Source organism: Desmonostoc vinosum (assembly GCF_059505385.1).
Window position 1 is genome coordinate 1 of record NZ_JCACKM010000064.1, and the last position, 12,962, is coordinate 12,962.

General features: G+C 41.4%; 12 protein-coding genes. 6 read left to right on the forward strand and 6 right to left on the reverse strand.

What is annotated here, in order from left to right; genetic code table 11:
• Positions 1-441 precede the first annotated feature (441 nt).
• From AC5JMF_RS11255 to AC5JMF_RS11280, 6 genes are all read right to left on the reverse strand, one after another.
• Positions 442-603 carry a hypothetical protein gene (locus AC5JMF_RS11255; RefSeq protein WP_495794220.1) on the reverse strand — a complete coding sequence of 54 codons (162 nt, stop codon included), beginning with the start codon at positions 601-603 and terminating at the stop codon, positions 442-444.
• A gap of 35 nt (positions 604-638) precedes the next feature.
• Positions 639-1,031 carry a hypothetical protein gene (locus AC5JMF_RS11260; RefSeq protein ID WP_495795796.1) on the reverse strand — a complete coding sequence of 131 codons (393 nt, stop codon included), beginning with the start codon at positions 1,029-1,031 and terminating at the stop codon, positions 639-641.
• A 280-nt stretch (positions 1,032-1,311) separates the two neighbouring features.
• Positions 1,312-1,581, reverse strand: a complete 270-nt coding sequence (locus AC5JMF_RS11265; RefSeq protein WP_495795797.1) for a YciI family protein — start codon at positions 1,579-1,581, stop codon at positions 1,312-1,314.
• Positions 1,582-1,672: 91 nt separating this feature from the next.
• Entirely contained in the window at positions 1,673-4,099 is a 2,427-nt protein-coding gene (gene pheT / locus AC5JMF_RS11270; RefSeq protein ID WP_495795798.1) for a phenylalanine--tRNA ligase subunit beta, read from the reverse strand.
• Positions 4,100-4,252: 153 nt separating this feature from the next.
• On the reverse strand, positions 4,253-4,453 hold the full coding sequence (locus AC5JMF_RS11275; protein ID WP_495795799.1) for a type II toxin-antitoxin system VapB family antitoxin: 201 nt from the start codon (positions 4,451-4,453) through the stop codon (positions 4,253-4,255).
• A gap of 169 nt (positions 4,454-4,622) precedes the next feature.
• Positions 4,623-6,026, reverse strand: a complete 1,404-nt coding sequence (locus tag AC5JMF_RS11280; protein ID WP_495795800.1) for a response regulator — start codon at positions 6,024-6,026, stop codon at positions 4,623-4,625.
• A gap of 860 nt (positions 6,027-6,886) precedes the next feature.
• Here AC5JMF_RS11280 and AC5JMF_RS11285 point away from each other — a divergent pair.
• The 6 genes from AC5JMF_RS11285 to rfbF all read left to right on the forward strand — a co-directional run bounded on the left by AC5JMF_RS11285 (position 6,887) and on the right by rfbF (position 12,956).
• Complete coding sequence (locus AC5JMF_RS11285) at positions 6,887-7,561, forward strand: vWA domain-containing protein (protein WP_495795825.1); 675 nt, start codon at positions 6,887-6,889, stop codon at positions 7,559-7,561.
• Positions 7,562-7,610: 49 nt separating this feature from the next.
• Positions 7,611-8,390 (forward strand): PP2C family serine/threonine-protein phosphatase, encoded by a 780-nt coding sequence (locus AC5JMF_RS11290; RefSeq protein ID WP_495795801.1) that lies wholly within the window; start codon positions 7,611-7,613, stop codon positions 8,388-8,390.
• 57 nt (positions 8,391-8,447) lie between these two features.
• Complete coding sequence (locus tag AC5JMF_RS11295) at positions 8,448-10,613, forward strand: tetratricopeptide repeat protein (protein WP_495795802.1); 2,166 nt, start codon at positions 8,448-8,450, stop codon at positions 10,611-10,613.
• Positions 10,614-11,001: 388 nt separating this feature from the next.
• Positions 11,002-11,466, forward strand: coding sequence for a hypothetical protein (locus AC5JMF_RS11300; protein ID WP_495795803.1), 465 nt, complete (start codon positions 11,002-11,004; stop codon positions 11,464-11,466).
• 12 nt (positions 11,467-11,478) lie between these two features.
• Positions 11,479-11,727 carry a hypothetical protein gene (locus tag AC5JMF_RS11305; RefSeq protein WP_495795804.1) on the forward strand — a complete coding sequence of 83 codons (249 nt, stop codon included), beginning with the start codon at positions 11,479-11,481 and terminating at the stop codon, positions 11,725-11,727.
• A gap of 455 nt (positions 11,728-12,182) precedes the next feature.
• Positions 12,183-12,956, forward strand: a complete 774-nt coding sequence (rfbF, locus tag AC5JMF_RS11310; RefSeq protein WP_495795805.1) for a glucose-1-phosphate cytidylyltransferase — start codon at positions 12,183-12,185, stop codon at positions 12,954-12,956.
• Positions 12,957-12,962 lie beyond the last annotated feature (6 nt).

The window sequence follows — 12,962 nt, forward strand, 5'->3', positions numbered from 1 at the left end:
GTCTAATTTTAAGTATTTTGTCTGTTTGTTAAGAAAGATCCGGGTAATGGATAGCCCAACGTGGAAATGGGAGCAGGGGGAAAGAATTAGAGACAAATCATTTGTACTAGGTATTTCGTGAAACGATATTATGGCGTTTCTCGTTTTAGTTACCCGAAATCCTTAAGCTAAAAAACATCTAAATTACATAATCAAATTAAATAAAACTCTTGTGGGGTGGGCATCTTGCCCGCCCTAATTATGCAAGTTATATGTGGAACAGCTTAGCCCTTTTATGTCACTCTCGGAAAGTAATAATCAAAGCAAGATTCTGAAACTTTCATCCAATCTAGCTTTGAGCCTTTATTTTCTAACAGTAACTAAAATTTATAACCAAAAGCTTAAAACTAAAGCTCCAAAAGGCTTTCAGCGATAGGCTTCTCCCAAACTGACAAAACAGGGTTAGACTTCTTGCAAAAATACTTGAACCGTCAGAGACTCAAGTCTCTGCCTAATAGCAAAAGTCCGTTGAAACGGACTAAAAATACTGTTATTAGTCGGTTGAAACCGACTTGAGTTATCAGCCAGAAAATTTATTTTCTGGCGAGTATCCGACTTTTGCAAGAGGTCTCTTGTAGAAACGCGCTTTTGAAGCGTCTCTATCTACCAAGGATATTGATGACAGCACCCGCCGCTGCACCATCTAGTAAGTCGCCTGCGGTGTCTTCACGACCACCAAGAATAGCACGAGTACCGGCGCTAGTACCTGCACCTACTGCGGCATCTTGGATGATGCTACGTTTTTTGGGATTGCGTCTGAGTCCATTGGCACCATTGACAACAGCACCAGCAGCAGCACACTTAGCGGCATTGCGTAATACAGTACCACGTCTTCTGATTGCTCCGGTAACTACACAAGTACCAGCACCGATGGCTGCGTCTCGGATAACTTGGTCATCAGCTGTAGCGGGTTTAGCGGGAACTAAGGTAACACCAGCTAGACTTACAGCCATCAGACCGGGTAAAAATGTCCGTTTGAGAATTTGATTCATGGTAGAAACCCTCTAAAAATCTGATTTATTGCAGTTGTAGATGCTCTTGTTTTTAGTCTAGACAAAAGTGATGATTTTGTGGTGAGAATATTCTCATCATCACACTCATGAGAGCGCGATCGCATCACCTAAAAGCATGAAAAACGAGAATTCAAAAGGTAGAATTCAGCATTTAAAATGCTTATGTCTTCTGACTTCTGGCTTTGTTCATTAATAATCACCCAAATTATTTTTCACACAGAACAAAAAATATTCTGTTTCCTGCTCCCTTTTAAGTAATTTAAATCGCCTGAATCCACTCTTTGACAAAGTACTCAGTCCAGATGCCATTTTTCCAATAGGGGTCATTTTCAATTAATTGGCGCACAGTGGCTTCATCTGCTGTTTCGTAAATCCCAAAGACTTTGGTGACATCTTTGGTGGGGCCAATGGTAATCAATACACCAGATTCTTTCTGTTTTGCTAACCCGTCTAAATGGTCTTGACGGTAAGGAGTGCGTTTTTCGAGGACATCTTCACAGTAGGTTCCCCACATGATGTATTTAGGCATGATGACTGATCACTGATCTAACTGTTAACTTTTGCTGGGTTCCTAGCTCTCCGACTTGTTGAAAAAGTCGGAGAGCTGACCACTGCTAACACTAGCTTCTGAGGTTGACGCCGAATTTTTCTACTAGGGCTTCGCGGACTTTGTTGTGGACTGGTTCGACTTCGGCATCGGTGAGGGTGCGATCGCTTGTGCGGTAGACTAGGCGAAATGCTAAGCTTCGTTGTCCTTGGGGGACATTTTCACCGCGATATTCATCGAACAGTTCGACTGATTTTAGTAAATCTTTACCTGCATTGGTGATTGCTTTTTCAATTTCGACAACTGAAACCTTGACGGGTGCGAAAAAGGCGATATCGCGATCGCTTGCGGGATAGGTAGAATAGGGATGAAATGTTGGGACGAGAATTTCGTCTTGATCCAAAGCATCCAAAAGCACGTCTAAATCCAACTGAAAAGCAAAAACTGAGTCTGGTAAGCCTCTTTCTAGTCGGAGTTGGGGATGGAGTTGTCCAAAAACCCCTAGTTTGTTACCCCGCAACCATAACGAGGCGGTACGTCCTGGATGTAGGCGAGAATCGCGGCAATCTGGTTGATATTCTACCTGGACACCTAGTTGCCGAAAAACACTTGCTAAAATGCCTTTGGCTTCAAACCAAGTCATGGGTTGTTCACGCCCACCTTTTGACCATTTGCCCAAAGTGCGATCGCCACCCATGATCCCAGCGATCGCTTCTGTTTCTTGCAAACCGTTCTCTTCTTGCCAGAAAATTCGCCCCATTTCAAAGCCGTTGAGGGCACCATTGCCTTGTTCTAAATTATATTGAAAGGCATCAATTAACCCGGCTAATAAATCGGTTCGTAGTGCTGAATATTCTGTGAATAGTGGGTTAGTTAGTACTACTTGTCGATCTTCCCCTGGTTTTACTAAAGAGTAGTGAATTAACTCTGTCAAGCCTTCGGCCCGCAAAAAAGCTCGTAATTTGCGAATCAATTCTTGATCTATCGGTAGATAACCAGCTTCGGCTTTTTCCGGCAAGGTATCGCAGAAATTATCGTAGCCATAAAGGCGGGCAATCTCTTCGATTAAGTCGATTTCCCGTTCTAAGTCACGGTAACGATAAGGAGGTACAGAAACTGTCCAATTACGTTCACCTAATGGGGTGAGTTGACACCCCAGGGCCGTCAAGATGCGTTCCACATCTTGTTGTTGGATTTCTCCTGTTTCAGCTTCCGAATCGATTGGCCCCAAAACTTGGTTAATGCGGTCTAAACGCAGTGCTATCGAACGACTCCAGGTAGAAGGGTCTGGGCGAGTGTCGGCAATTTCTTGCTGCACAATCACAGCTTGTGCTAGTTCACTCATTAATGATAAAGCCCGACGATTGGCTACTTCCAATTCCGCGCGGTTGACTCCCCGTTCGTATCTTCCAGAAGCCTCACTTCTTAATCCCACACTCCGCGAAGAACGGCGAATTGCCACAGAATCAAACAGTGCAGCTTCTAAAACTAGGCTTTGAGTACCATCATGCACTTCCGTTGCTTCCCCACCCATGACTCCCGCTAAGGCGACGGGTGTGTCGTTGGCGGTGATGAGTAAATTTTGAGTCGTGAGAGTGCGAGTTTGTCCATCTAAAGTTTTGAGGGTTTCTCCAGTAGTGGCGAAGCGAACACCTATTTGTAGAGATGCGATTGATTGTAGGCGATCGCGATCAAATGCGTGTAGCGGTTGTCCCCATTCTAACAATACATAGTTAGTAATATCCACGACATTATTGATGGGTCGAACTCCTGCTGCCCGTAAGCGCTGTTGCAACCAATCAGGGGAAGAAGCAATTTTTACCTGTTCAACGACTGTACCAATATAAGTAGGACAAGCTTGGGTGTCGGCAATTTTTAAACTCAAAACCTCTGCATTTTTGGTAATTGCGACTTCACCCGGTTGGGGAATACTGAGTTTTCCTCCTGTCAAAGCTGCCACTTCTCGTGCTACACCCACCATACTCAAGGCGTCAGCCCGGTTAGCTGTTGTGGTGAGATCTAAAATTACATCATCCAAGCCCAACAGAGGACGCACATCGCTACCTAACGACAAGTTTTCTTGAGGAAAAATATGAATTCCATCAACATCAGTGGGTAAACCGAGTTCTTTTAAAGAACAGATCATCCCTTGCGAGGGTACACCGCGTAATTTTGCGGGTTTAATTTTTAAATCGATGTTTGGTAAGTAAGTACCAACAGTTGCCACTGGCACATACATATCTGCGCGGACATTGGCTGCACCACAGACAATATTTAAAGTCTCAGCTGCACCGATATCTACTTGACAAACACTCAATTTATCAGCATCGGGGTGGGGTTGACGTTCAACTACTCTACCAACAACAACACCATTCGCCCAAGTGCGGCGATCTTCAATATCTTCTACTTCAAACCCAGCCATTGTGAGAGCATGGGCTAATTCTTCTGTACTTAGTTTTATCTCTACTAGTTCCCGTAGCCAATTCAGAGAAATACGCATAAACAACGTTAAATCAATATTTCTAACTATTACATCTCAACGCTCAAATAATATTCAAGCATTTTATGGTCTGTACATAAAGCATAATTAAAATACAATTTGATACTTAAATATTCATATTTAAAGATCAAACTGAGGTGTCAACAATGATCTTCATTTGCGATCGCGCTGTTGGTTGTAGTCATAATCATTATCGTATTCAATTGTGCCAAATAACTCGAAAATTTTTAGTTGCTTTCGACGTTGTACATATTCTCTTAATGCCTCTTCAACAACAGCACGCTTAGTAAGTTGATTACCAAGTTCGAGAGCTTCTTGAATCAAGTTTTCGTCAACTTCTAGATTAGCAGTCATATGCATCTGAATTTAAAACCGTTATTTAGTCATTTGTCGTTCGTCCTTTGTCAATACGAATGACCAATGACAAAGCGAAAAGTTTGAGCGTCGGCTATCGGCGAGCAAAGCTCTTCAACAGAGGATAATCATCATGAGTGACTGTGGAGTTTATATGTATTTTAGCTTATTAAAGCAAATGCATAAAGACTATTTTGAGTAATTCTGCACGTGTAAAAGGTTTAGTAAGATACCCAGACGCCCCCACTAATTTAGCTTTTACTTTGTCTACAATTCCCTTATTGCCAGTGACAAAGATAATTGGAGTCGCTTTAAATTTTGAATTGTTACGTATAATGCGACACAATTCATAACCATCTACGCCTGCCATGTTGAGATCCAACAAAATTAAGTCTGGTTTGTGGCGAATAATCGACATTATAGCTTTGAGTGGATCGTTGATTGTCACTACCGAAAAATTTTCGCTCTCTAAAAAACGACTAATTTCTTTAAGAATTGTGGGACTGTCATCTACAGAGACAATTTTGTGGACTTTTTTAGTAGTAGCAGTAGCAGCCGTTACTATTTTTTGAGGAGGATTTATGTTATTCGGTAATGTTGGTTCTTGAAGGTTTTCTCTAAAAGGAGCAGAAATTTGTAGTAATTTTGTCACAGGAGCTATATTCTTGGCAATAATATTCGAGGGCGCTTTGGTAATAGTGCTACGTGGCTCTTGTGCAATTATGCTAGATACTTCTGTTTTCACCCACTCTGTTACCCATTCAGAAGCTGGCAAAGATTCTGTAAATATCTTTGGCAATTTATCAAATGGTGGATCTGGTTCATGGAGTATAATTGCGCCATTCATGATATGAGGATATAAACTTTGAGTCAGTTGAATTTCGTCTTGATTCATGATCACAGCCAGATGACGTAGGCTAAAACCCTTCATCCAATTAGTTAAATCTGGTTGCAGTTCTGGTAAATCTTTTGTGGGGAATTTGCTCTTAATCAACAAATATGGACGTTGATAAGGAGAAGAAATTTTAGGTACTAAAGATTGCCAACTTGTTAATCTCGCGTGGCAGTGTTCTGAGATTTTTTCTGTGTCTAAACTGCAAAGGGGAATTATATTATGTAGTTCTGTGAGTTGATAAGTCCCTTCTTTGATCAGCAAAAATGATTCAATCACTTCTATGACTAATTCTTGAACTAGTAATGCTGTTTGTGTAGAGTTCAAATTTTGTTGATTTACCAGCCAGTATATAGCTTGATACTCAGCAGGCTGACTGATTGAATTGCTACTATATTCGATTGACTGATTAGGTGAGTCGAGTTCAAATGTCATTCGCAATTGAACGCGAGTTTCACTAGTAATTTGAGGTATTTGCTCAGCAAGGCGACGTAAATGACGCTCTAATCTATCAAAGGGTTCAACTGAGTGGCTAGCGTAGATAATTTTGCCTTGTTCTAAATAAATTATCCAGGAAACTGAGTTACTAAATGCTTGTATACAAATATTTTCCGAGGAGTTAGATAATTGTCTTAACAAACTCTGGGGACGGAGTTTAGTAAAGGTACCTGAATTGCTCATATGATTTTCAAGTTTTTCGCGGATAAGCGAAAGAATACTCGTAAATTGGAAATGTCGGCTATAAAAATATTTTCTTTTTTGAAATATTTTTCTAAACTTGAATTTTTTATTTCAAAATATGTACATATATTACAAAATATAAAAATTCAAGTTAGTTTGTGACTTAGTACACTCTCATATGACCTAGCCTCGCTACACCACAAGAAAATGTTTTAGGTCTTTTATGTAGAATTGAAAATTTTCAGTATTTTAGCGGTGAGCTATTGAAGCTCTATTAACAGTTAGCATCTATCATTTAAGTCCCTTATCGCTTGTGTCAGCCATCGGACACGGGTCGAAATCACTGACCATATACCTGATCCCCGATGACTGTTTTCCGGCTGGCGATCGCCATCTTGAGTTAAGTAATTTGTCGTAATTAAACGTTACTATATCTGGCTTCTGAGACTTTATACCCCTAATCCTATGCTAGGAGGAATATAACTTTTGGACATTACTGAATCACTTTCATCTTCATGAAGAAAAACCCACTATTCCTACATACAATCTTTAAAATTCTTTCTCGAAAACCTTATGTATTTAATGTATTCTATATTTACCAGATATAAAAATTTGGTAAATACACTACAACAGATGATGCTAAACGCTGATAAATTCTGTTTTAAGAAACTAGACCACAATGAAGATTTTCTGCAATATGTAAAAAAGCTGGCTGCAAATAATTAGTTTAATAAAGACTCAATCATCTACCTACTAACGAAGCAGTTCAGATTTAGCTCTGAAACTATATACTTTGAATCAATAATACTCTTTAGAAAAAGGAAAATAGGACTTTGGATTATAGCGTAACACAAGAGGTTATACCGGATACATTAAGACTTGATGAAGTCGTGGAGTTTGCGGAAAATCCGGAACCACGTTGTCCTTGCGTGCTACTACTAGACACATCTGGCTCCATGCAGGGAGAACCAATCGAGGCTTTAAATCAGGGTTTACTGAGTTTGAAGGACGAATTAATCAAAAATTCTTTGGCATCCAGACGGGTAGAAGTAGCGATCATCACTTTTGACAGTCATATTAATGTCGTGCAAGATTTTGTCACTGCCGATCAATTCAACCCACCCATCTTGACAGCACAAGGATTAACGACAATGGGTGCAGGCATTCACAAAGCTCTAGACATCATTCAAGAGCGCAAATCTCAGTATCGATCCAATGGCATTGCTTACTACCGTCCTTGGGTATTTATGATTACCGATGGAGAGCCGCAAGGTGAGCTAGACCATGTGGTAGACCAAGCATCGCAGCGCCTCCAAGGAGATGAAGCAAATAAGCGCGTCGCTTTTTTCACAGTGGGTGTAGAAAACGCGAATATGACACGCTTAAATCAAATTTCGGTGCGTACTCCCTTAAAACTCAAAGGACTGAATTTTATCGAAATGTTTGTCTGGCTGTCGGCTAGTATGTCAGCTGTTTCTCATTCTCAAGTAGATGAACAAGTAGCACTACCACCGATTGGTTGGGGGTCTGTTTAGCAAGGCTTACAGCTTGATACATCAGTAGCTGGCTGTGGAAGAAAATCTTATGAACATATCAAAACAGATTGCTCAATGGCGGGTATTAGCCGCGTCTGTATGTGGAACAAGCCACTTAAAAAATAAGCAGTTATGTCAAGATGCTCATCACTGGCAGGTTTTATCAGATAATGTTTTAGTAGCAGCGGCGGCAGATGGCGCAGGTTCTGCTAGTGATGGCAAAGTAGGAGCCATGGTGGCTGTGGAAACAGCAATCGAAACCATTTGCCGCAAACAAGTGACAAAAGACACTTTAGTTGACGACGAGCAAGTGCGATCGCTCTTGACACAAGCCATACTCGCTGCCAGAAAAGCAGTAGAAAACGAAGCAGCCGCTGGTAGAAAACAGCCCCAAGATTTAGCAACTACCTTAATTGTCATGCTCGCCACACCAGAAGTGGTAGCAGTAGCACAGATAGGTGATGGTTTAGCAGTGGCCAAAGATAGCGCAGGTAATCTCCTTGCCCTGACTACACCTGACAGTGGCGAATACATCAATGAAACAACTTTTTTAACTTCGCCCAATGCCCTAGATACAGCGCAGATGAGATTGTGGCGCGAAGACATAGTCAATGTTGGTATACTTACCGACGGACTACAAATGCTGGCTCTCAATATGGTTGTTGGTGAACCTCACAAACCGTTCTTTTTTCCTCTGTTTGATTTTGTAGCGAATGCTGAAAATAAAACAATGGCCAAAGAGCAGCTAGTGAAGTTTTTACGCTCAGAGCGAATCACGCAACGCACTGATGATGATTTGACGCTTATTATAGCTGCACTCAGCAACTAATGAGCCATGATTCTGCCAGTTTGGCATTTTCAATAACCCCCGTTAGCGGTATTAACCATGCAGGTACTACGTTGTCTTCCGAAACAAGAAATTATCAACCTCAGCGTCAATTTGGGACGCGGTGGTGAAGCGTGTGTCTATACAGTGACATCCGATGGCACTCTCGTGGCAAAAGTCTATCACAAGCCAACTGCTGCCCATGCCGAAAAGCTCAAGGCGATGCTGGCCAATCCACCAGAAAATCCTACAGCCAGTTTGGGGCATATCTCCATTGCTTGGCCCATAGATTTATTACAAGCAGCAGATAGCAGCAAAAGCATCATCGGCTTTTTAATGCCGCGTATTCGAGGGATGCGTCCTGTTATCGACTTCTACAACCCTAGAACTCGCCGTCAACATTGTCCATTATTCAACTATCAGTACCTGCTCCGCACAGCTCGTAACCTCTCAGCAGCTTTTGCTGCTTTGCACAACAGTGGTTATTGTGTTGGTGATGTCAATGAGTCTAATATCCTTGTCAGCGACACCGCACTAGTGACCTTGGTAGACACAGACTCTTTCCAAGTACGCGATTCCAATCACGATGTCGTTTACCGTTGCTCGGTGGGTAAAGCAGAGTTTACCCCACCAGAGTTGCAAAATAAAGTTTTTGCACAACACGATCGCGAAATTTCCCATGATTTATTTGGGCTGTCAGTGCTAATCTTCCAACTCCTCATGGAAGGTATGCACCCATTTTCCGGCGTCTATCAAGGCGCTGTAGAGCCGCCACCCTACGAAGCGCGGATCGCTGCCGGTCATTTTACCTACAGTCGCAAGCGGCATGTACCTTACCTGCCCACCCCAATAGCACCTCCTTGGGAAATTCTGCATCCCGCTTTACAAGAATTATTTATTCGGTGTTTTGAAGATGGGCACGACAACCCCCAAATCCGCCCCAGCGCTCAAGCCTGGGCGTCGGCACTAGCCGTGGCGGAAGAAACCCTCGTCACTTGTTCGACAAATCCCCAGCATCGCTACAACAACCACCTACATGTCTGTCCTTGGTGTGAACGTAGCCTGAGATTGGGTGGACGCGATCCTTTCCCATCACCACAAGCCATCGAAGCAAGAGAACATCTCAAGCCGCGGACTCAACCAAAAAGGCGTCATACCCAAACTCCGCGCTTGCGAGAGCGAGTCATGCCATCCTCCCTTTGGCAGTCATCAACCAACCAAAACTATTCTCCTTATCAATCTTCTAAAAGGCCAAAGTTATACCCCATTATCTTTGGTTTGCTAGGTTTTGGTTTATTGGTGTATTTGGACTTAATGACCAAATTTACCCGCCCATTTATTGCTCAAAACGCTTACACGCAACAAACCTTAATGTCCCGTAAGACAATTAAAGATAATGGTCTGACATTTGCAGATTATTACAAACAGGGACATGCTGCCTACAAAATCAAAGACTATGAGCAAGCAATTACCAACTTCAACCAAGCAATTTTACAAAATCCTCAATATGCCAAAACTTATGTAAATCGTGGTAACGCTCGCTACAATTTGAAAGATTATGAAGGGGCAGTTGTAGACTATACCCAAGCATTGAAAATCAATCCCAATGAAATCAAAGCCTTTGTCAACCGAGGCAATGCTCGTAACATGCTCGCCGAGTATAGCAGCGAAGCAGACAAAGAATATAAATTAGCGATCGCAGACTATAATAGCGCCCTCCGTCTCGACAAAGAAGAAGTTGAAGCCTACATCAGACGAGGTATTGTCTACGCGCAAAAAGCTAAAGCTAGCACAGAATCGCAACAAGATTACAAAAGCGCGATCGCAGATTTCACCCAAGCGATCGATCTCAATAATACCAAAACAGAAGCTTACTATCAGCGTGCTGTAGCCCGCCATCAAATGGCTCAATACAGTAACGATTACGTCCAAGAATACAGAAAAGCACTTACTGATTTTGACAAAGCCCTAAATAACGACCCCAAACTCGCCAAAGCATTACTCAAACGAGGCATGTTGCGTTATGAACTTTCGCAATATGGTGGCGGCGAATCTAGCCAAAATCAGGCCAAAGCAATCTCAGATTTGCAAGCTGCTGCTAAAATCTCTCTTGAGCAAGAAGACATGGACAGCTATCAACAAGCCCTCAGCAATATCTGCGTAGTTGTTGAAAACAAATGTGAGAATTTATTCCAAAGCTCAAGTTTGTCGCGAGAAACTAATTAAAACATTCAGAGGGAGTAGGGAGTAGGGAACCCACGCCTTAAGGCGTGGGATTGAAGTCAGGACGCATTGTGCCTCGTTGCAAGCAATCTCGGCACAAATCTTTTCCTAACAGTGGGCAATGACCCACAAAAGACAGTTTTTAATGTTTTTGTATCCCTACTCCCTACTCCCTGTTTTTGTAATCAAATCACTGTTGAAGTGGTAAATAATCAAGTGTGAACAGGGTTAGCGCTGACTACCCCTGTTTATTTTATCTATTTATATATTTTATGAATTTGGTGTAATGCCCTAGAAGGTGAAAAAATGAAGGTGAGCAGCAATGTACGTACAATTATACGTAGTGACTTATTGATTTCATTAAATCGGCTTGGCTGAAAACGCATAACCTATGGCTCTGGAGAATTTTGGCAATATTTACTCAGATGAGCTAATTACAGCCACTGAGTTAAATCGTCAGCCTGGGCGAGTTCTAGACAAAGCCTTAGAACGTCCAGTGACAATTACTCGTAATGATCAGTCTTTTGCATTGTTGCGCCGAGAGGAAGTAACTTCTCTCGTCAAGACAGCTACTCAAAGTCAAGCTGTTTTTGAAGCATTAACCGTTGCTTTTTCTCTATTACTAGGGAAAAAAATCGGCTTTGAACATCCTTATGGATGGTTGAGCGTGTTTGACTTTGATGAGTTGCAAGAGTTTATCACGGAGCTAAGTGAGGCTTTTCGATTGATAAATTCCTCAACTACAGCATGGGAGATGATTGACGCAATCATTCATGAATGGCACGAAAGCAGCATTGCGATCGCTAGTCCTGAATTGGCAGCAGCTTTTAGTGCGGAAAATGATGAGAAATTATGAAGGCGCACGGCTATGATTACTAAAGAAGAGATCACTATCAAAGTTCCCTCTTCAGTGGCAGAAGCATACCGTAATGCTACTAAAGAAGAACAAGAACAATTGCAACTTAAGATTGCGGCAATTATGCAATCTCAATTTGCAATGAACAGATTTGAAGCCATTGCACGTTTAAGAAACACGATGGATAAAGCAAGCCTGGAAGCACAAGAACGAGGATTAACGTCTGAAATCTTAGAATCAATTTTGAATGATCACGAATAATCGACGGTTTGTATTTGATACTAATGTGCTGATTAGTGTATTTTTGTTTAGTCAAATAAAGTTTTTATTAAGTTTAGTCTTTTTTTACGGATCTTACATATTTATAAAGCTTTTACAGACAAAATATTTTAATTTACCTATCCTTTATAATTCTGCGGAAAATTACGGTTAGATTATTTACTGAGAAAAACAAATGACTAATGAATTTTTCTCTATTGATGTGCATCCCCTTCATTTTCACAAAGTCAAAAAACAAAAGCTGAAGTATAAATTGGAAGGTTAAAGTTAACTCGCCCATTCTTAAATTCAGGCTTGAATACTTGAAAAACTCTAAATTTCCGCCTATTAGGGATAAGGCATATACCAAGATAGTTGTTACTTTTCATCTTTCATATTTGATACTTGAGACTTTTTTTAGCAAAAATAATTCACCTGCAAATCTCCGAGGTAATCACATGAAAGCGGTGATTTTGGCTGGAGGGCTTGGTACACGCCTCAGTGAAGAAACCAATATCAAACCCAAGCCGATGGTTGAGATTGGTGGTAAGCCAATTCTATGGCACATAATGAAGACTTATTCTGCTCACGGTATTAATGACTTCATTATTTGCTGCGGTTATAAAGGTTACATAATCAAGGAGTATTTTGCTAACTACTTCTTACACATGTCAGATGTTACCTTTGATATGCGATTTAACCAGATGAATGTACATTCTGGTTATGCTGAACCCTGGCGTGTCACCTTAGTCAATACAGGTGATCAAACAATGACAGGTGGACGCTTAAAACGCATTAGCGAACATGTTGGTAACGAAACTTTTTGTTTTACCTATGGTGACGGTGTAAGTGATGTAAATATCACAGAGTTAGTGAAATTTCATCAAGAACAAAATACTCTAGCAACACTCACAGCAGTTCAACCAGCAGGGCGCTTTGGGGCCATTTCTCTGGCACATGAGCAAACTAAAATCACCAACTTTCGCGAGAAGCCAGAAGGTGACGGAGCTTGGATTAATGGTGGTTATTTTGTTTTAGAACCAGATGTGATTGATTTGATTACTGATGATTCTACCGTTTGGGAAAAAGAACCATTAGAAAAGTTAGCTGACATGGAACAGTTATCAGCTTTCAAACATGCTGGTTTTTGGCAACCAATGGATACTTTACGCGATAAAAATTACCTAGAGGAGCTATGGAAAAATGGTCAGGCTCCTTGGAAGGTATGGTAATAAATT